General features: G+C 72.8%; 18 protein-coding genes and 1 pseudogene. 6 read left to right on the plus strand and 13 right to left on the minus strand.

The genetic code is table 11. From position 1 onward, the window contains the following. Positions 1–36: 36 nt before the first annotated feature. From ACH4KB_RS19895 to ACH4KB_RS19905, 3 genes are all read right to left on the minus strand, one after another. Positions 37–693, minus strand: coding sequence for a response regulator (locus tag ACH4KB_RS19895; protein WP_398067227.1), 657 nt, complete (start codon positions 691–693; stop codon positions 37–39). Between the two features lie 172 nt (positions 694–865). Next, a complete protein-coding gene (locus ACH4KB_RS19900; RefSeq protein ID WP_398067228.1) occupies positions 866–2,395 on the minus strand; it encodes a sensor histidine kinase in 1,530 nt (509 codons plus the stop codon). Between the two features lie 138 nt (positions 2,396–2,533). After that, entirely contained in the window at positions 2,534–3,154 is a 621-nt protein-coding gene (locus ACH4KB_RS19905; RefSeq protein WP_398067186.1) for a DUF4291 domain-containing protein, read from the minus strand. A gap of 223 nt (positions 3,155–3,377) precedes the next feature. On the opposite strand from ACH4KB_RS19905, the gene ACH4KB_RS19910 reads away from it, so the two are divergent. Together ACH4KB_RS19910 and ACH4KB_RS19915 are read left to right on the plus strand one after the other, a co-directional pair. Further along, positions 3,378–4,322, plus strand: a complete 945-nt coding sequence (locus tag ACH4KB_RS19910) for a DUF4258 domain-containing protein (protein ID WP_398067187.1) — start codon at positions 3,378–3,380, stop codon at positions 4,320–4,322. A 35-nt stretch (positions 4,323–4,357) separates the two neighbouring features. Beyond that, complete coding sequence (locus ACH4KB_RS19915) at positions 4,358–4,585, plus strand: DUF2283 domain-containing protein (RefSeq protein ID WP_398067188.1); 228 nt, start codon at positions 4,358–4,360, stop codon at positions 4,583–4,585. A gap of 112 nt (positions 4,586–4,697) precedes the next feature. Here ACH4KB_RS19915 and ACH4KB_RS19920 read toward each other — a convergent pair whose 3' ends face one another. The 7 genes from ACH4KB_RS19920 to iolC form a co-directional block, all read right to left on the minus strand. Further along, positions 4,698–5,852, minus strand: a complete 1,155-nt coding sequence (locus ACH4KB_RS19920) for a sensor histidine kinase (RefSeq protein ID WP_398067189.1) — start codon at positions 5,850–5,852, stop codon at positions 4,698–4,700. A gap of 116 nt (positions 5,853–5,968) precedes the next feature. After that, positions 5,969–6,610: a response regulator gene (locus ACH4KB_RS19925; RefSeq protein ID WP_398067190.1), complete on the minus strand. Its 642-nt coding sequence runs from the start codon at positions 6,608–6,610 to the stop codon at positions 5,969–5,971. A 130-nt stretch (positions 6,611–6,740) separates the two neighbouring features. Further along, entirely contained in the window at positions 6,741–8,243 is a 1,503-nt protein-coding gene (locus ACH4KB_RS19930) for a CoA-acylating methylmalonate-semialdehyde dehydrogenase (protein WP_398067191.1), read from the minus strand. 79 nt (positions 8,244–8,322) lie between these two features. Continuing rightward, positions 8,323–10,371 carry a 3D-(3,5/4)-trihydroxycyclohexane-1,2-dione acylhydrolase (decyclizing) gene (gene iolD, locus ACH4KB_RS19935; RefSeq protein ID WP_398067192.1) on the minus strand — a complete coding sequence of 683 codons (2,049 nt, stop codon included), beginning with the start codon at positions 10,369–10,371 and terminating at the stop codon, positions 8,323–8,325. Next, entirely contained in the window at positions 10,368–11,279 is a 912-nt protein-coding gene (gene iolB, locus ACH4KB_RS19940) for a 5-deoxy-glucuronate isomerase (RefSeq protein WP_398067193.1), read from the minus strand. The genes iolD and iolB overlap by 4 nt, the downstream gene beginning before the upstream one ends. Then, positions 11,276–12,187 carry a deoxyribose-phosphate aldolase gene (locus ACH4KB_RS19945; RefSeq protein WP_398067194.1) on the minus strand — a complete coding sequence of 304 codons (912 nt, stop codon included), beginning with the start codon at positions 12,185–12,187 and terminating at the stop codon, positions 11,276–11,278. Before ACH4KB_RS19945 ends, iolB begins: the two co-directional genes overlap by 4 nt. After that, a complete protein-coding gene (gene iolC / locus ACH4KB_RS19950) occupies positions 12,184–13,392 on the minus strand; it encodes a 5-dehydro-2-deoxygluconokinase (RefSeq protein WP_398067195.1) in 1,209 nt (402 codons plus the stop codon). The genes ACH4KB_RS19945 and iolC overlap by 4 nt, the downstream gene beginning before the upstream one ends. 132 nt (positions 13,393–13,524) lie before the next feature. Between iolC and ACH4KB_RS19955 the strand changes: the two genes are divergently transcribed. Next, positions 13,525–14,451, plus strand: a complete 927-nt coding sequence (locus ACH4KB_RS19955) for a sugar phosphate isomerase/epimerase family protein (RefSeq protein WP_398067196.1) — start codon at positions 13,525–13,527, stop codon at positions 14,449–14,451. 80 nt (positions 14,452–14,531) lie between these two features. Here the strand turns inward: ACH4KB_RS19955 and ACH4KB_RS19960 are convergent, their stop codons facing one another. Then, positions 14,532–15,056, minus strand: coding sequence for a DinB family protein (locus ACH4KB_RS19960; RefSeq protein WP_398067197.1), 525 nt, complete (start codon positions 15,054–15,056; stop codon positions 14,532–14,534). 247 nt (positions 15,057–15,303) lie between these two features. On the opposite strand from ACH4KB_RS19960, the gene ACH4KB_RS19965 reads away from it, so the two are divergent. Beyond that, a complete protein-coding gene (locus tag ACH4KB_RS19965) occupies positions 15,304–15,495 on the plus strand; it encodes an AlpA family transcriptional regulator (protein WP_010064909.1) in 192 nt (63 codons plus the stop codon). 62 nt (positions 15,496–15,557) lie between these two features. Here ACH4KB_RS19965 and ACH4KB_RS19970 read toward each other — a convergent pair whose 3' ends face one another. After that, the gene (locus ACH4KB_RS19970) at positions 15,558–16,310 is read right to left on the minus strand and encodes a class I SAM-dependent methyltransferase (RefSeq protein WP_398067198.1); all 753 of its coding nucleotides are present in this window, start codon (positions 16,308–16,310) and stop codon (positions 15,558–15,560) included. A gap of 445 nt (positions 16,311–16,755) precedes the next feature. Between ACH4KB_RS19970 and ACH4KB_RS19975 the strand changes: the two genes are divergently transcribed. Together ACH4KB_RS19975 and ACH4KB_RS19980 are read left to right on the plus strand one after the other, a co-directional pair. Next, positions 16,756–17,073, plus strand: coding sequence for a heavy-metal-associated domain-containing protein (locus tag ACH4KB_RS19975; protein WP_398067199.1), 318 nt, complete (start codon positions 16,756–16,758; stop codon positions 17,071–17,073). 102 nt (positions 17,074–17,175) lie between these two features. Further along, positions 17,176–17,411 (plus strand): annotated as a pseudogene (locus ACH4KB_RS19980) (haloacid dehalogenase); the annotation flags it as partial. A gap of 544 nt (positions 17,412–17,955) precedes the next feature. On the opposite strand, the gene ACH4KB_RS19985 reads toward ACH4KB_RS19980, so the two are convergent. Continuing rightward, the gene (locus ACH4KB_RS19985; RefSeq protein ID WP_398067200.1) at positions 17,956–19,254 is read right to left on the minus strand and encodes a citrate synthase; all 1,299 of its coding nucleotides are present in this window, start codon (positions 19,252–19,254) and stop codon (positions 17,956–17,958) included. Positions 19,255–19,278 lie beyond the last annotated feature (24 nt).

Here is a 19,278-nt window from a genome sequence, read left to right on the forward strand (position 1 = left end):
CTCCTCGTGCTGGGCCGCCCCTCCGGTCGGCTCGCCTCAGCGCTGCTCGGGCGGTGGCGGTGGTGGGGGCAGGATCCCGGCCTCGTGGGCGACGACGGCGGCCGCGGCCCGGTTGTCGACGCCGAGGCGGGCCAGGACGGAGCTGACGTGCGCCTTGACCGTGCCCTCGACCAGGTGCAGCCGCCGGGCGATCTGCCCGTTGGACAGACCGCCACCGAGGTACGACAGCACTTCGCGTTCCCTGGGCGTCAGCCCGGCGACCCGCTCCCGGGCCGCGTCCCGCCGGCCGGCCAGGGCCCCGGCCCCGGTGGACGCGAGGTGCGCCACCACGCGAGCGGCGACCTTCGGTGACAGATAGGCGGCGCCTTCGGCCACGGCCCGCACCCCGGCGACGAGTTCCTCGGGCTCGCCGGACTTGATCAGGAATCCGGCGGCCCCACAGCCCAGCGCCCGCAGGATGTAGTCGTCCTCGCCGAACGTGGTCAGCATGACGACGCCGGTGGCGGGCAGGGTGCGGCGGATCTCGGCCGCGGCGTCGATCCCGTTGGTCCCCGGCATCCGAACGTCGAGGACGGCCACGTGCGGGCGGTACGCCCGGGCCAGCTCCACCGCCTCGTGCCCGTCGGCCGCCTCGGCGACGACCTCGATGCCCGGGTCGGTGGCGAGGACGGCGCGGACGCCGGCCCGGATCATGGGCTCGTCGTCGGCGACGAGGACTCGGATCGTCCCGGCCGGGGCAGTGCCCGGCGCCTGGGCCGGGTCCGCCGCCCGGGTCGTGTGCGCCGCCCGGGCCGGGCGCGCGGAGGCCGTGTCCGCCGCCCCGGTCGCGTCCGCCCCGGTCGCGTCCGGGCGGCTCATCGGGTGCTCACGGCGTCAGCGCGTCGCGGGAGACCAGCCTGCCGTCCCGGAAGCAGAGCCGGTACGCGTCTCCGGACCGGTCGTCGAAGCGGTCGGCCGTCATCGCGTAGAACTCGCACGTCACTCCTCGTTCCTCCGGTTCCTCCGGCCCGGCGCCCGCCGGCCGCTCCGCCGACTGCCGGTCCGGCAGCACCTTCCGTATGTCGGCCCGATCCTGCCCCACCCGCAGCCGGGCGTAGTCGCGCGGGTCGAGGACAGACCGGGACGCGGCCACCGTCTCCCACATCCCGACCCCCGCGAGCAGCACCGCGCCCGCTGCCAGCGGCACCGCGAGCGCGGTGACCAGGGTGCGGCGGACCCGCCGCCGCGCCCGCCGGTATCCGGCCGGCCCAGGGCTCACCCCGCCGCCGGCGGGCCGGGGCGCGGGCTGGGCGGGGGCGCGGTGGGGCAGCCGGGCGTCGACGGTGAAGCCGCCGTCCCGGGGGCCGTGGTCGAGGGTGCCGCCCACGAGCCGGACGCGCTCGTCCAGCCCGATGAGGCCTCGCCCCCCGGGCCCGGCGATCCCCCCGCTCCCGTGCCCGGCCAGTCCACGCTCCCCGAAACCGGCACGTCCACGCTCCCCGAGCCCGGCGAGCCGTCGGCCCTCCTGCCCGGCCAGTCCACGCTCCCCGTGACCGGCCGGCCCTCGCCCCCGGTGCCCGGCCAGCAGTTCGCCCGGGGGCCCGGGCGGTGTCGCCGGGTCTCCGTCGCGGACCACCACCCGGGTCTCGGTCGTCGTGTGCGAGAGCTCGACGCTCACGGACCGGCCCGGCGCGTGCTTGGCCGCGTTGGTGAGGCCTTCCTGCACGACCCGGTGCGCGGCGCGTTCGACGGCGGGCGGGAGGCCCGCCGGGGCTTCTCCGGCCACCGTCAGTTCGACGTCGAGCCCGGAGGCGGCCGCGTCGCCGACGAGCCGGGCGATGTCGGAGTCCCGCGGCCCCTCCGGCGGGCCCTCACGCTCCTCGCGGAGGACGCCGATCACCTCGCCGAGCCGCTCCACCGCCGCGCCGGCCCTGCCCCGGATGTCCTGGGCGGCCCGCCGGTGCCGCTCGTCCAGGCCGGGCGCCAGCTTGAGGGCCCCGGCGGACAGGGCGATCAGGCTGAGGTCGTGGCCCAGCACGTCGTGCATGTCCCGGGCGATCCGGGCCCGCTCCAGCAGCCTCGCCTGCTCGGCGACCAGCTGCTTCTCCCGCTCCAGCTGTTCGGCCCTCTCCCAGCCGGCCCGGACCAGCTCCCGGTACTGACGTGAGAACCGTCCCACGAACCACGGCACCAGCACCGCGAGGACGACCACCGCGACGAACTGCGTCCCGAGAGTGAGCAGGGGCGGCGACACCACCACCGCGACCGCCCCGGCCACGAGCGTCCCGGCCAGCACCAGGACGACGGTTCTGCCGCGCCCGGGGCCCCGCCCCGCGACGAACGCGGCGATCGCGGTCGGCAGGCCCCACCACCAGCCGACCAGGCTCAGCGCGCCGAAGGCCGCCGCGGCGGGCACCAGCAGGCCCCCCGGGTCCGCCCACCTGGGGCCGGGCCCACGAGCGGTCCTGTTCCTGGGGTTCCTGGGGTTCCTGGGGAAGAAGCTGTTCACGAGGGAAGGCTACGAAGCCCCCGGGCCTTCCGGGACTGCCTAAAGTCACATCTTCGGCGTCGGGAAAGCGCCCCGGTCCGGCCGGGGCGCGGCGAGGTCGAGCGGTGTCTCCACGGGCAGCAGGGCAGCGGCCCGCTCGCGCTCCCCGGCCCGGACCGCCGCGTGCACCTCGCGCGCGAGCGGGGTCACATCGCGGACGGACACGGTCCACTCGTCCGCGTACCGCCGGGCGGCCTCACCGCTCAGCCCGAGTTGGAGGGAGCGGTACGGAAGCGGGTTCAGGTCGAGGTCGCGTTCGGGGTCCCACTGGACCCGGGCGGGGGCGGTGCGCAGGCTGCGCTTCCAGGAGGCGGCGTCGGGGTGCACATCGCGTACGTAGTGGGAGAGTTCGGCGTGTGCGAGGGCCCACTCCAGGCCGTTCCGGTCGATCTCGACGGCGAGGACGACCTCCTGCCCCTCCTTCGTGCCCCAGCCGCAGCGGTACATCATCCACAGGAAGCTGGGCTTGATCCAGGTCATCCGGTCCCGCTTCCAGGCCTCGGGGAACCGCCCGTCGCGTGCGGCCGGCAGCCCGATGGCGGGGCGGTACGCCTGGTAGACGGTGACGGTGGTGGCTGTCTGCCGGGCGCGGATCTCGTAACGGGGCGGGAGGAGCGGCGCGTTCATGAGTCACAGGATGCGGGAGGCGCCCACGCCGGGGCATCCCGTTTTCCCTCGTCCCAGCCCGGCCCGGGGAGCCCGGTCCCCGGGAAGCCGGCCTGCCGCCCCCGCCGATCGGCGGGGGCCCGGGCCTCCGCCCGGCGGATACCCCGGGCTCCGTTCCGCTGCGAGGCTGCTCGGCGTTGACGTTCACCAGGGGCCTGCCCTCTGGCCTGCAGCAAGGACCCACATGTCTCGCACCACCGATCGTTCCCTCCTCCGTCAGCGCGGCGCGGCCCGGATACTCGTGGCAGCCTGCACCGCCGGCGCCGTACTGCTCACCGCGTCGGGCGCCCGGGCCGACAGCGTGTCCACCGAGCGCGTCGTGCGGGCCGCCGAAACGGTGGAGCGTGTCACGGGGACCTCCGACCTCGTCCCCGGGACCGCCCTCGCGGGTGGCGCCACCCGCTCCGAGGTGCCCACCGACGCGCACCCCGCGCGGATCACCGCCCCCGCCACCGCCGACGGGGCGGTGGAGTCCGCCTACGGTGAGGACACCGTCCGGTTCGGCCTGCCCGGCGGCGCTCACTCCGCCGCCGTGCGCAGCACCGGCGGGACGATCGTGTACGCCGACGCCGAGGAGGGGTTCGACCTCGCGGTGCAGCCGAACCGGGACGGGGTGCGGGCCCTGGTCACGCTGCGGGACGCACAGGCGCCGACCGAGTACAGGTTCCCGCTCGACCTGCCCGCCGACGCGGTGACCGAGCACCTGGAGGACGGCAGCATCCTGGTCAGCCAGGGGGACACCTATCTCGGCGCGTTCGACGTGCCCTGGGCGAAGGACGCGAACGGCGAGGACGTGCCCACCGAGTACCGCGTCGAGGGCGGCGCGCTCGTCCAGACCGTGCGTCCGGGGCCGAACACCGCGTACCCCGTGGTCGCCGACCCCGCGTGGTTCATCCCGCTCGCCATCGTCGCCGGGCGGCTCCTGCTCTCCACCGGCGTCAAGAGCATCTCCAAGCACGCCGCCCAGCGGATGGCCCAGCGGGGCATCAGCCAGGAAATGGTCGCGCGTACCGTGAAGAACGGCAAGAAGACGAAGGGCAAGTCGGCCGGTACCTGGAAGTACGTCAGCGGAAAGATCTGGGTCGTGGTCAACAAGGCCGGCAACGTCGTGTCCGTCGGCCGCAACTGACCCCCACTCCCATGGAGCGGAACGGAAGGGAACCCATGTACGTCGAGTACGACCGCGAGAACGATCTCGCGTACGTCTCCCTCGTCGAGCACATCGCGGACGGAGCCGCCGTCCGGCAGGTCACCGTCGAGACCCCCGGCGGGGGCGCGGACCTGAACCTCGACTTCGACGAGGCGGGGCGGCTGCTCGGCATCGAGGTCGTCGGAGCCCAGGCCGGGTTGCCGGAGGAGCTTCTCCGTCCGGCCCCGCGCACCGACCGGTAGGAACGGCAGCGCGGAGACCGGTCGGACCTGGTCCGACCGGTCGGACCAGGAAAGACCGTGAGGCCGGGAGAGACCGTGAGGCCGGGAAAATCCGTGAGGCCGGAAGGGACGGTCAGGCCGGGAACTCGGCTCGGACGAGGAAGCCGCCGCCGGGCAGCCGCGTCGCGGTGAACGAGCCGCCCAGCAGGTGTGCCCGTTCCCGCAGGCCCACGAGGCCGTTGCCCCCGGCGGGCAGCCCCGGCGGGGCGGCTGTCGCGTCGGCGGCGGTGTTGCGCACCTCCACGCGCAGTCGCCCGGCGACGAGCCCCACCCGCACCTCGCCCCTGGCGCCGGGGGCGTGTTTGCGTACGTTGGTGAGCGCTTCCTGCACCGTCCGGTACGCGGCACGTTCCACGGCTTCGGGAAGCGGGCCCGCCAGGTCCCCCAGGTGCAGCTCGACGGACAGGGCGCTCTCCTCCACCAGCGTGCCCAGGTCGGCGATGCGGGGCTGCGGGGCGAGGTCCCGGGTGTTCCCGCTGTCCGCGCGCAACACCCCGACCAGGTGCTGGAGCTCGGTGAGCGTTTCCACCGACAGGCCGCGGATCACTCCCGCCGCTTCCCGTACCGCGGGAGCCTCGGGCTCCGCGACCTCGATCACCCCCGCCTGCAAGCTGATGAGGCTGACCTTGTGGGCGACGACGTCATGCATCTCCCGGGCCAGTCTGGCCCGTTCCGTGGCCAGGGTGTGACGCGCCAGCAGCCGGTGCTCGCGCTCCCGGCTCTCCGTGATCTCGCGCAGCCTCTCCCGCCGCTGCCGGGCCGACCGGCCCAGCACGAAGGCCCCGACGCCGAGCGCGCAGGAGTCGAGCGTGCCCAGCACGGTGTCGTGGTCGAGTCGGAGCAGAGTGATGTCCCCGATCGGGACGGGGAGAAACTGCGCCAGCGCGACCAGCACCGCGCCGACGGCCCCGGGGATCGCGCTGCGGCGGTGGGTCGCCAGGAAGTACAGGGCGATCAGCGGGGCGAACGCGAGATGGCCGAGGTAGAACCCGGGGAGGCCCGCCGCGAGCGCCAGTTCGGGCTGCCGCCGCCGCAGGACGAGCGCCCCGGCGGCGGCAAGAGCGCCCCACAGCACCGGGCCCGCCTGGGCGGCGTTGACGACCAGCCCGTCCAGGGCGGCCACGCCCACCGGAAGACCGGCCGACCCGAGCCGCCGCAGGTTCCGCGCTCCGGAGGCCCGGGGCGGTCGCCGCAGTGGCGGCTGCTGCTGTTGCTGCGGCTCCGGCAATTGCCGCTGCTCCGGCGGTTGCTGCTGCTCCGGCGGTCGGTGCCGCGGTGGCGGCTCCGGCGGTTGGTGCCGCGGGGCGCTCTGCGGTATCACTGCCGGTACGTCGGCGCTCGCGCTCATCGCTCTCGTACGGGCGGGTCGGCCAACCCGGCACGGTCGGCGACGACGGCGGCCTGGACCCGGTTGACGCCGCCCAGCTTCGCGAGCACCGAGCTGACGTGGTCCTTCACCGTGCCGTGGGCCAGATACAGCCGCCCGGCGATGTCGCGGTTGGAGAGGCCCCGGCGCACCAGGGCGAGCACATGTCGTTCCCGTTCGGTCAGGCCCGCCACCCGGCGCGCCGCGTCACGCGTGGTGGCGGAGGCACGGTAGCCGTCGACGACCGGGGCCATGGCCCCGGCGGCGAGGACCCGGCTGCCGCCCGCCAGCACCCTTACGGCGTGCTTCAGTTGCTCGGGGGACGAGTTCTTCATCAGGAAGCCGGCGGCTCCGGCCGTCAGGGCGGCTTCCACGTACTCCCCCGCGTCGAACGTCGTCAGCATCGCGATCGCGGGGGCCGGCGACAGGGCCGCGATCTGCCCCAGTACGGCCAGCCCGTCCACGTCGGGCATCCGGATGTCCAGCAGCAGCACGTCCGGCCGGTGGCGCGCGACCGTCGCCGCCGCTTCCGCCCCGCCGCAGTCAGCCACCACCCCGATGTCCCCCGCCGAGCCGAGGATCGCCCGCAAACCCGAACGAACCAGCAGCTCGTCATCCACGACGACGACCCGAATCACCTGTGCTTCCCCCTTGCCCCGCACTCCACGAGCCCACAAAGGGTATGACAGACACAAATCCGCCCGCCCGTAGCACCATCGCTACGAGCGGGCGGAAGGCGGACCGGGGTGGTCAGTGGTTGCGCGGGAAGCCGAGGTCGACGCCGGCGGGGGCGTCGGCCGGGTCGGGCCAGCGGGTGGTGACGACCTTGCCGCGCGTGTAGAAGTGCACGCCGTCGTTGCCGTAGATGTGGTGGTCGCCGAAGAGCGAGTCCTTCCAGCCGCCGAAGGAGTGGTAGCCCACGGGGACCGGGATCGGGACGTTCACGCCGACCATGCCGGCCTCGACCTCCAGCTGGAAGCGGCGGGCCGCGCCGCCGTCGCGGGTGAAGATCGCGGTGCCGTTGCCGAACGGCGAGGCGTTCATGAGGGCGACGCCGTCCTCGTACGTGTCGACACGGAGCACGCACAGCACCGGGCCGAAGATCTCGTCCCGGTACGCGTCGGAGTCGGTGGAGACCCTGTCCAGGAGGGAGAGGCCGATCCAGTGGCCGTCCTCGAAGCCCTCGACCGTGTGGCCGGTGCCGTCCAGGACGACCTCCGCGCCCTGGGCGGCGGCGCCCGTGACGTAGGAGGCGACCTTGTCGCGGTGGGCGGCCGTGATCAGGGGGCCCATCTCGGAGGCGGGGTCGTTGCCGGGGCCGATCGTGATCTTCTCGGCGCGCTCACGGATCTTCGCGACCAGTTCGTCACCGATCGCGCCGACCGCGACGACGGCGGAGATCGCCATGCAGCGCTCGCCCGCGGAGCCGTACGCCGCCGAGACCGCCGCGTCGGCGGCCGCGTCCAGGTCGGCGTCCGGGAGGACGAGCATGTGGTTCTTCGCGCCGCCGAGCGCCTGGACGCGCTTGCCGTTGGCGGAGGCGGTGGCGTGGATGTGGCGGGCGATGGGGGTGGAGCCGACGAAGGAGACGGCGGCCACGTCCGGGTGGTTCAGCAGGCCGTCGACGGCGGTCTTGTCGCCGTGCAGGACGTTGAGGACGCCGTCCGGGAGGCCGGCCTCCGAGGCCAGCTCGGCCAGCAGGTTGGCGGCCGAGGGGTCCTTCTCGCTGGGCTTCAGCACGAACGTGTTGCCGCAGGCGATGGCCAGCGGGAACATCCACATCGGCACCATGGCCGGGAAGTTGAACGGCGTGATGCCCGCGACGACGCCCAGCGACTGGCGGATCGAGGAGACGTCGACCCGGTTGGACACCTGGGTGGACAGCTCGCCCTTGAGCTGGGTGGTGATCCCGCACGCCAGCTCGACGATCTCCAGACCGCGGGCGACCTCGCCCAGCGCGTCCGAGTGCACCTTGCCGTGCTCGGCGGTGATCAGCGCGGCGATGTCGTCGCGGTGGGCGTCGAGCAGGGCGCGGTAGCGGAAGAGGACGGTGGTGCGCTGGGCGAGCGAGGAGGTGCCCCACGTCGCGTACGCGGCCTTCGCCGCCGCCACGGCCGCGTCGACCTCCTCCACGGAGGCGAGCGCGACCTGTGTGGTGACGGCGCCGGTGGCGGGGTCCGTGACGGGACCGTACTGGCCCGACGTGCCCTCCACTGTCTTGCCGCCGATCCAGTGGTTGACGGTCTTCGTCATGACGTACTCCTTCAGGCTTCTGGCCGCTCGGGCAGGTGCACGTGGCTTCGAGCGGGTTCGAGCGGGCTCAGGGCGGGCTTCACAGATGGCGGCGTCGGGCGGCGACCTGCCGGTCGTACTCCTCCCGGGCCTCGACCGCCGCCGGGCGGCTCGCGGTCTCGGCTACCGGAACATCCCACCACGCCTGTGCCGGAGGGGGGCCCGACACTGTGTCGGGCGTTTCGGTCTCCACGTAGACACAAGTGGGGCCCTCCGCGTCACGGGCCCCGGCGAGTGCTTCGCGCAGGTCGTCGACGGTGGTGGCGCGCAGGACGCGCATGCCGAGGGAGGCCGCGTTGGCGGCCAGGTCGACGGGGAGCGGCGGGCCGGTGAAGCCGCCGCCGGCGTCCCGGTGGCGGTAGGCCGTGCCGAAGCCTTCGGCGCCGACCGACTCGGAGAGCCCGCCGATGGAGGCGTATCCGTGGTTCTGAAGGATCAGCAGCTTCAGCGGCAGGTTCTCCTGGACGGCGGTGACGATCTCGGTGGGGTTCATCAGGTACGTGCCGTCGCCGACGAGCGCCCAGACGGGGCGGCGCTGGGTACGGACTCCGTCGGCGAGCAGGACGCCGATCGCTGCGGGGATCTCGTAGCCCATGCAGGAGTAGCCGTACTCGACGTGGTACTGGTCGCGGGAGCGGGTGCGCCAGAGCTTGTGCAGGTCGCCGGGGAGGGAGCCCGCGGCGTTGATGATGATGTCGTCCTCGGTGACCAGGGCGTCCAGGAGGCCGAGGACCTGGGTCTGGGTGGGGCGTGCGGTGGGGTCGGGGGTGGCGAAGGATGCCTCGACCCGTTCCTCCCACGCTTCCTTCGCGCCGGTGTACTCCGTCTCGTACGCCGGGTCGACCCGGTAGCCGCGTCCGGCGAGCGCCGCCGTGAGCGCCTCGATGCCCGCGCGGGCGTCGGCGACCAGCGGGAGGGCGGCCAGTTTGTGGGCGTCGAAGCCGGTGATGTTGAGGTGGAGGAAGCGGACGGCCGGGTCGGCGAAGAGCGTGCCGGAGGCGGTGGTGAAGTCGGAGAACCGGGTGCCGATGCCGATCACCAGGTCGGCGGTGCGGGCCAGTTCGTCGGCGGGGGCGGTGCCGGTGTGGCCGATGCCGCCGACGTCGGCCGGGTGGTCGTGGCGGAGCGCGCCCTTGCCCGCCTGGGTGGAGGCGACCGGGATGCGCGTGGCGGCGGTGAACGCGGCGAGCGTCTCCTCGGCCGCGCTGTGCCGGACCCCGCCGCCGGCGACGATCAGGGGGCGGCGGGCGGAGCGTACCGCCCGTACCGCGGCTTCCAGTTCGTGCGCGTCGGGGGCGGGTCTGCGGACGTGCCAGTCGCGTTCGGCGAAGAACTCCTGCGGCCAGTCGTACGCCTCCGCCTGCACGTCCTGCGGCAGCGCGAGCGTGACGGCCCCGGTCTCGGCGGGGTCGGCGAGGACGCGCATCGCCTGCAACGCGGCCGGGATCAGCGCCTCGGGCCGGGTGATCCGGTCGAAGTAGCGCGAGACGGGGCGCAGACAGTCGTTGACCGAGACATCGCCCGCGTAGGGCACTTCCAGCTGCTGGAGTACGGGGTCGGCGGGGCGGGTCGCGAAGGTGTCGCCGGGCAGGAGGAGGACGGGCAGGCGGTTGATCGTCGCGAGGGCGGCCCCGGTGACGAGGTTGGTGGCCCCCGGGCCGATGGACGTGGTCACCGCGTGCGCGGAGAGCCGCCCCGACTGACGGGCGTATCCGACGGCCGCGTGCACCATGGCCTGTTCGTTGCGGCCCTGGAGGTAGGGCATGCGGTGCGCGGACCCGTTCCCGCCGCCGTTTCCGTCGCCGTTCCCGCCGCTGCCGTTCCCGTCGCCGCTTCCGCCGCTGCCCGCCTCGACGAGTGCCTGGCCGATGCCCGCGACGTTCCCGTGCCCGAAGATGCCCCAGGTGGCGCTGATGAGCCGCTGTCGACGGCCGTCGCGCTCGGTGTACTGCCGGGCCAGGAAGGCGACCAGGGCCTGCGCGGTGGTCAGCCGGCGGGTCGCACCGTGGGGGCTCGCGGAACTCGTCGGGTTCGCAGGTCTCGTCGGGCTCGCGGGACTCGTCGGGTTCGCGGGACTCGTCGGGCTCAAGGCGTTACCTCCGGGCCGGGCGACGGATGCGCCGTGTACAGCGGGAGTCTGGCGTCGATCGGCTCGCCCGGCCAGGTGTCGCGGATCCATCGGTGGTCGGGGTGGTCGCGGATCAGCCAGGCCCGCTCCTCCCCCGGCCCGGCCATCACGTTCAGGTAGTACAGCGTCCGGCCGGGCGGGGCGATGGACGGGCCGTGCCAGCCGTCGGGGATGAGGACGGCGTCGCCGCCGCGCACTTCGGCGAGGACGTCCGTACCGCCGTCGCGCGACGGGGATACCCGGTGGTAGCCGATCCCGCCGTCCGCGACCTCGAAGTAGTAGATCTCCTCCAGTTCGCACTCCTCGCCCGGCACGTGCTCGTCGTGCTTGTGGGGCGGGTACGAGGACCAGTTGCCGCCGGGGGTGAGCACCTCGACGGCGATCAGCCGGTCGCAGTCGAAGGTGCCGGCGGCGGCGAAGTTGTTCACCTGGCGCGAGCAGGTCCCGGAGCCGCGCAGCTCGACGGGTACCTCCGGCGCGGGGCCGTAGCGAGCGGGGAGTCGTCGCTCGCACTTCGCTCCTGCCAGGGCGAAGCGGCCACCTGCGCCGGAGGCGATCTGTGCGTGGGAGTCGCGCGGTACGTAGGCGAAGTCGGAGACCCCGCTGAACACGCTCTCCCGGCCCAGCAGTTCAAAGGTCTCGCCTGCCGTACGCACCGTACATGCACCGGCCAACGGCAGGACGATCCATTCACTTCCGCCGGTGTCGAGCGTGTGAACTTCTCCCGGTTCCAGCTCCAGCACCCGCAGGGCGGAGCGGTCCCAGCCGGCCCGCTCGGGGTCGATGTCGACGGCGTACGCCCCGCGCGCGACGCTGCCGGCCGGCAGGTGGTACCGGTGGTCCCGCTCAGGGGGACGATGCTTCGTCATGGCTCTTCCCTACCCGTGCCGAGCAGCGATACGGCGGTGTCGACGGCACACGTCACGTCCCCGTCGACCGGGTAGAGCAACGAGCGGCCCACGACCAGCCCCCGCACGGTGGGCAGCCGCAGCGCGTCGCGCCATTTCTCGTACGCCGCGTCCTGGTCGTCGCCGACCTCGCCGCCGAGCAGGACAGCGGGCAGGGTGGAGGCTTCCATCGCCCGGGCCATGGCGTCGGGGTCGTCGGTGACGGGGACCTTCAGCCAGGTGTACGCGGACGTCCCGGCGAGGCCCGACGCGATGGCGATGGAGGTCGCCACGGCGGCGGCGCCGAGATCGTTGCGGAGGCGGCCGTCGACGCGGCGGCAGAGGAACGGCTCGACGAAGACGGGCAGCCGGTGCGCCGCCATCGCGTCGATGGTCCGGGCGGCGGTGTGCAGGGTGTCCAGCGAACCCGGGTCGTCGTGGTCGATGCGCAGCAGCAGCTTCCCCGCGTCGAACCCGTGGCGGACCAGGTCGTCGGGGCGGTGGCCGGTGAACCGGTCGTCGAGCTCGAACGCGGCCCCGGCCAGCCCGCCGCGGTTCATCGAGCCCATCACGACCTTGTCCTCCAGGGCTCCCAGCAGGAGGAGGTCGTCCAGGACGTCGGCGGAGGCCAGCACTCCGTCGACACCGGGGCGGGAGAGGGCGAGGCAGAGCCGTTCCAGCAGCTCGAAGCGGTTGGCCATGGCCAGGGACCGGTCCCCCACCGCGAGCGCGCCGCGCGCGGGATGGTCCGCCGCGACGATCATCAGCCGGTCGCCGGGGTGCCGGATCAGCCGCCGCCGCTTCCGTCGCGCGGCGGCCTCGGCGACGGCTTCGGGACGCTCGGCGCGCAGCCGCACGAGCTCGGTGAGGGAGGGCGCGAGAGGCGTCATGAGCCCGCTCCGGCCGGGGCATCTCCGGCCGGCGCATCGGGGTCCGGGGCATCTCCGGCCGGGGCATCTCCGGCCCGCGCATCGGGGTCGGGGGCTGGGGCATCCGAGGCCGCCGGGATGCTGGGGGCCGCCGGGGCACCTGGAGCGCTGGGAGCCGCCGCAGCGCCGGGGGCCGCCGGGGGGCCCGGGTCGGCCGTCACGGCTCCGGCCGCGAGGGCCCCCTCGACCTCGCCGGGAAACGGCATGGCGGACGAGCAGGCGAGCCGGGAGGCGACGATGGCGCCGGCCGCGTTCGCGTACCGCACGAGGCGGTCCAGCGGCCACCCGGCGAGCAGCCCGTGACAGAGCGCGCCCCCGAACGCGTCCCCCGCGCCGAGTCCGTTGACCACGTCCACCGGCAGGGGCGGGCAGTCGGCGGTGGTGCCGTCGCGGTGGACGGCGAGCACGCCCTTCGGGCCCTGTTTGACGACGGCGAGCTCCACCCCGGCCGCGAGCAGGGCCCGGGCCGCGGCGTACGGTTCGCGTTCGCCGGTCGCGATCGCGCACTCGTCGATGTTGCCCACGGCGACCGTGGCATGGGCCAGCGCTTCGCGGTACCGCGCGGGAGCCTCGGCGCTGTCGTCGCCGCCCTCCCAGAACATGGGCCGCCAGTCGAGGTCGAAGACGGTCGCCGTACGCGGCCCACCGGCCGGGCGGGCGTCGGCCGGGCGGGCGTCGGCCGGGCGGGCGTCGCGCGCCGCGAGGGCGGCCAGGGTGGCGGAGCGGCTGGGCTCGGCGCTGAGTCCGGTGCCCGTCATCCAGAAGATCCGGGCCTCGCGCACCGCGTCCAGGTCGAGATCCGGCGCGTGGATCTCCAGATCGGGGGCCTTGGGGTGCCGGTAGAAGTAGAGCGGGAAGTCGTCCGGCGGGAAGATCTCGCAGAAGGTGACCGGGGTCGGATACTCCGCCACGGCCGTCGCCCAGCGGGCGTCCACCCCGAACCGTTCCAGTTCCTGGTGGAGATAGGCGCCGAAGGCGTCCTGCCCGGTCCGGGTGATCACGGCCGTCCGCCGCCCCAGCCGGGCCGCCGCCACCGCCACGTTCGTCGGGGAGCCGCCGAGGAACTTGCCGAACGTCTCGACCCGGGCGAGCGGCACCCCGATCTCCAGGGGGTAGAGGTCCACCCCGATCCGCCCCATCGTGATCACGTCGTACGGCTCAGGCATGCCCATCCCTTCGACCACCGGTGGCCGGCTGGTCCCAGGTCTAGTCCCCTCCCCGGAACCCTGTCAACATTTTGTCCGGACATTCGGACGAAGCCTTGACACTCTTCGGCATGGCCCCCAAGGCTGGGCGGTATGACCGCCTCCGTCCACTCCTCGGCCCGCATCCGTATCGGCTCGGCCCCCGACTCCTGGGGCGTGTGGTTCCCCGACGACCCGCGTCAGGTGCCGTGGCAGCGCTTCCTCGACGAGGTGGCCGAGGCCGGGTACGCGTGGATCGAACTCGGCCCGTACGGCTATCTGCCCACCGACCCGGCGCGGCTGGCCGACGAGACCCGCGAGCGGGGACTCACCGTCTCCGCCGGGACCGTCTTCACCGGACTGCACCACGGCCCGGACGTCTGGGACCGGACGTGGGCGCATGTCGCGGACATCGCCGGACTGACCCGGGCCATGGGCGCCGAGCATCTGGTCGTCATCCCGTCCTTCTGGCGCGACGACAAGACGGGCGAGGTACTGGAGGACCGGGTGCTCACACCCGCGCAGTGGCGTGAGCTGACGACGCAGACGGAGCGGCTGGGCCGGGAGGTCCGGGAGCGGTTCGGGCTGCGCATCGTCGTCCACCCGCACGCGGACACCCACATCGACACCGAGGAGAACGTCAACCGCTTCCTGGACGCCACCGATCCGGATCTCGTCTCGCTCTGCCTGGACACCGGGCACTACGCCTACTGCGGCGGGGACAGCGTCAAGCTCATCGAGACGTACGGGGAACGCATCGGCTACCTCCACCTCAAGCAGGTCGATCCGGAGATCCTGGCGACGGTGGTCGCGGACGAGGTGCCGTTCGGCCCGGCGGTGGCCAGGGGGGTGATGTGCGAGCCGCCTGGTGGGGTGCCCGCCCTGGAACCGGTCCTGGAAGCGGCCCGGGCCCTGGACGTCGATCTGTTCGCGATCGTGGAGCAGGACATGTATCCGTGCCCGCCGGGCAAGCCGTTCCCCATCGCCCGCCGCACCCGGGAGTTCCTCCGCTCCTGCGGAAGGCCCGGCGCCCCGGCCTGAGCCCGCCGGATGCGTCGAGCTCCACCCCTCGGCCGCCCGCACCGCCCCGGCGCACCCCGGGGTGCGCCGGGTGCGCCGGGTCAGACTCCCGTGCTTCCGTCGACGCGTTCGCGGATCAGGTCGGCGTGGCCGCAGTGCCGCGCGTACTCGCCGATCATGTGGGTGTAGATCCACCGCAGGGTGACCTGCGCGCCCATGAACGGGCTGGTGTCGTCGAGCGCCCGGGCCGCGCAGTTCTGCCGGGCCCGTGCCACCTCGGTCTCCCACTGGGCGAGCGCCCGCTCGTGGGTGGAGTCCTCGGCCAGCTCCCAGCCGCCGTCACGGCCCTCGGTTCCGGCTTCGCCGCCGGCCGGCGGGGCGTGGAGCGGCGGGGCGTCCTCCTGCGCGAGCACGCGGCGGAACCAGTTGCGCTCGACCTCCGCCAGGTGCTGGAGCAGTCCGAGCAAGGTGATCGGCGACGGCGCCGCGGACGCCTCGCGCAGCCCCTTCTCGGGCAGGTCCGCGCACTTCTGGGCGAGGGTGGCGCGGTAGAAGTCGAGCCAGCTCTCCAGGGAGGCGCGTTCATCGGCGACGAGAGGGGGCATCGGGCGTTCGGAAGTGCTCATGGTCCCCATCGTGGCAGCCGGGTCCGACAACGACCCCGACCCGCACCACTGGTCCCGGTTCATCCGTTCTGCCACAGCAGTCACCGTTTCGGAACACATATCTCGGTTACGCGTGGTTTCTGTCACAGTCGGTCGACAGCCCCACGCCACCTGCCGCCCGAGGTCGTTCAACCGAGCACCGGCTGAGTGATCGTCAGCCGGTGCTGCGGAGCGCAGCAGAGCAGAGAAGCGCTGAGAGGTGTCACTGATGACCGACAGAACGCTCTGGTCCTACAAGGACATTGCCGCGCACATCCAGGTCCAGCCGGACACTGTCCGCTCCTATCGCAAGCACGGGCTCCTGCCCCCGCCCGACCAGGTGAAGAACGGGAAGCCCTACTGGTACGGAGACACCGTCCGCGCGTGGGTCGCCTCCCGCCCCCGCAACCGGGGCCGCTGACACCCCTGCCCGCACAGCGACCCCGCCCGCACAGTGCCCCCGCCCTCCCCCGCCCGGGCCCGTCAGCCCCGGGCGGGTGCCCGGAAGAGGGCCGTCCAGAGGAACGGCTTCCCGAAGAGCGGGGACTGGGGAGCCTCGTCGTTCATCCGGCGCAGCTCGATCTCCGTCAGGCCGGAGAAGACGTGGCGCAGCGCCTCGGGTGAGTAGGCGAGGCCGCCCTGGAGGCCGCCCGTCCGGTAGAGCTCGGCGTCCGGCAGCTCCGAGCCCATCCCGCCCTCACCGGCGGCGAAGCAGGTGAGCGTGAAGTGGCCGCCGGGCGCGAGGCAGCGCTCCAGGAGGGCGAGATAGCTGATGCGCCGGTGGGGCGGCAGGTGGTGGAAGCAGCCGGAGTCGTGGATCAGGTCGTAGGGCCCGGCCAGGGCGGCCCCCGCCGCCGTCAGTGCGAACGCGTCACCCTGGTGGAACCGGACGCCGTGGGCTCCCGCGCTCTCCGCCCGCTCCCGCGCCCAGGCGATCGCTTCCGGGGAGAGGTCGACCGCGTCGACGTCGAAGCCGAGCGAGGCCAGGTGCAGCGCGTTGCGGCCGGGCCCGCAGCCGAGGTCGAGCGCACGGCCCGGGGTGATCAGCCCCTGGCGGAGATACCCGTCCAGGCTCTCGTCGGGCTTGTCCACGAAGAACGGCACCGTCCTCGAACGGTCCGCGTAGAAGTCGTCCCACCAGGACGCCCCGCCGGCCGTCCACCGGTCCGCCGCCGGGGCGAACAGCCCGTCCATCAGCGCCAGCACATCATCCGTCGTCGTCACGTTCCGGTCCATCCGGGCCCCCTTTTCCGATGGGGTAATTCTAGGCAGTCGGAGCATGAAACCCCAGGTCAGCGACCCTTTGCCGATGCTGCGGGCAGGCCCCTGGCGCCTTCTGGGACGGGCGGGGAGGCCGGCCCACCGGCCTCCACCTGTTCGGTGCCCCGCAGGCCCTCCGGGGCCCGCTCCGGGGGTGTTCCAGGCTCCCCCGAGGGCTGTTTCCGAACGGATTCCCCGTCCCTTCGCCGAGGCCGAACCTGCGGTGGAGGGAGCGCAGGGGCGCGGGGGCCCACCCGGTGGAGCGGCCCATCAGCTTCATCGACCTGGGGACCAGCAGGCCCCCAGGTCGCGGTCATACCCCCTAGGGGTATAGTGTGGATACGGCGGATCGCCAGGGAGTCCTCCACGGCCCCCGCGCCCCGCCACGCCGCCGTAACGTGTTCGCGAAGAGGAGAACGTCATGACCGCCGAGACAGAGACCACCCAGTCCACCGGTTCCTGCTGCACGCCCACCGGCTCCTGCCACGACGGCGCGACCGAGGTGCAGATCGAGCAGACCGACGAGGTCACCACCGCGTACCAGGTGAAGGGCATGACCTGCGGCCACTGCGAGGGCGCCGTCTCGGAGGAGATCTCCGGGATCGCGGGCGTGACCTCGGTCGCGGCCGTCGCCGCCACCGGCCTGGTCACCGTCACGTCCAAGGCCCCGCTGGCCGAGGACGCCGTCCGCGCCGCCGTCGACGAGGCCGGGTACGAGCTTCTCGGCCCGGCCGCCTGAAAGGCCGGCCGGAGCAGCCGCCACCCCGTTCGCCCTCGGGCCGCACCTCACCAGTCGACACCGGCGGGGGGTGCGGCCCGATCCGCGTCTCCCGGGAGTCCGGCCGTACACCTCACACCGGTTCGTGGAGATCTCAAGGTGACGGCTGCCGCGATCCGCCTCTCCGGGCGTACGCTGGCCACCATCGGGGGCAGCCCCTTCCGGACCTCCGGGTACCGCGTCGCGGCCTTGCCCCTGGCTGTAATCGGCCTGCTCAACCCTATGATCGCGGGAGCCGCCATGGCGTTTTCGTCCGTGTTCGTCGTCACGAACGGCCTACGGTGCGTGCCTTCACGTAACTTCCACAAAGAGATTTAGATCACACCGGTTTCAGGGTAACCATCCGGTGGGTTCGCGAGTCTTAAAGTGCGAGCCAAGGATGTCTTGGGGGACGTCCGACGGAGTGTCTTGGGGGACGCTCCTGTGGCAAGCGTTGGCCGGGGCACGTGCACCGGGGAGCTTTGAGCGGCCCTCCCGTGCGTACGTACCCCGGCGGACCGCAGCACAACAGAACAACGGGAGCTTCGGCTCCCTACAGACGCCCGGCCGGATCCCGTGGGGGGAATCCGCTCCGGGATATGGGAAACGCCCCGACCGTCGACCCGTGGGGGGATCGGCGGCGGGGCGTTTCTCGCTTTCCGGCTCGCTCAAGGCCCGTCCGCGCCCCGCATGAGCCCCTGAGCCCCTGAGCCCTGAGTCCGCTCGACCGCCGTACGCGGCCCCGCGCAAGCCCCGTAGAACGCCGAATCGCCCCGGACACCGCGCTCTGTGCGAAGCGCGGTACGCGGGGCGAAGGCAGTCGGCCGAAGAGGCCGGGCACTCCAGGGGGTTACGAGCTCCGGGTCAGCGGCCCTCGACCGGGACGAAGTCGCGCAGGACCTCGCCGGTGTAGATCTGACGCGGGCGGCCGATGCGGGAACCCGGCTCCTTGATCATCTCGTGCCACTGAGCGATCCAGCCGGGAAGCCGGCCGAGCGCGAAGAGCACGGTGAACATCTCGGTCGGGAAGCCCATGGCCCGGTAGATCAGACCGGTGTAGAAGTCCACGTTGGGGTAGAGGTTGCGCGAGACGAAGTAGTCGTCGGAGAGCGCGTGCTCCTCCAGCTTGAGCGCGATGTCGAGCAGCTCGTCGGACTTGCCGAGCGCGGACAGCACGTCGTGCGCAGCGGCCTTGATGATCTTGGCGCGCGGGTCGAAGGACTTGTACACCCGGTGGCCGAAGCCCATCAGGCGGACGCCGTCCTCCTTGTTCTTCACCTTGCGGATGAAGGAGTCGACGTCGCCGCCGTTGGCCTGGATGCCTTCCAGCATCTCCAGGACCGACTGGTTGGCGCCACCGTGCAGGGGGCCCCACAGGGCGGAGATGCCGGCGGAGATCGAGGCGAACATGTTCGCCTGCGAGGAGCCGACCAGACGCACGGTGGAGGTCGAACAGTTCTGCTCGTGGTCCGCGTGCAGGATGAGCAGCTTGTCCAGGGCCGAGACGACGACCGGGTCCAGCTCGTACTCCTGGGCGGGGACCGAGAAGGTCATGCGCAGGAAGTTCTCGACGTACCCGAGGTCGTTGCGCGGGTAGACGAAGGGGTGCCCGATCGACTTCTTGTAGGCGTACGCCGCGATCGTCGGAAGCTTCGCCAGGAGGCGAATCGTCGAGAGGTGACGCTGCTGCTCGTCGAACGGATTGTGGCTGTCCTGGTAGAACGTGGACAGCGCGCTGACGACCGAGGACAGCATGGCCATCGGATGGGCGTCGCGCGGGAAGCCGTCGAAGAACCGCTTGACGTCCTCGTGCAGCAGCGTGTGCTGGGTGACCTCGTTCTTGAAGGCCGAGAGCTCATCGACCTTCGGCAGGTCGCCGTTGATCAGCGTGTACGCGACCTCGAGGAACGACGAGCGCTCGGCGAGCTGCTCGATCGGGTATCCGCGGTAGCGCAGAATGCCCTGCTCACCGTCGAGGTACGTGATGGCGGATTTATAGGCGGCGGTGTTGCCGTATCCGCTGTCCAGCGTCACCAGGCCGGTATTGGCCCGGAGCTTCCCGATGTCGAAGCCCTCGTCGCCGACGGTGCTGTTGATCACCGGGTAGGTGTACTCGTCATCGCCGTACCGCAGTACTACAGCGTTGTTGGTGTGCTCGCTCACGTCATCCCTCACCGACGTAGTGCC

It is taken from the genome of Streptomyces sp. NPDC017520 (assembly GCF_044329855.1).
In the GTDB taxonomy this organism is placed as follows: Bacteria; Actinomycetota; Actinomycetes; order Streptomycetales; family Streptomycetaceae; genus Streptomyces.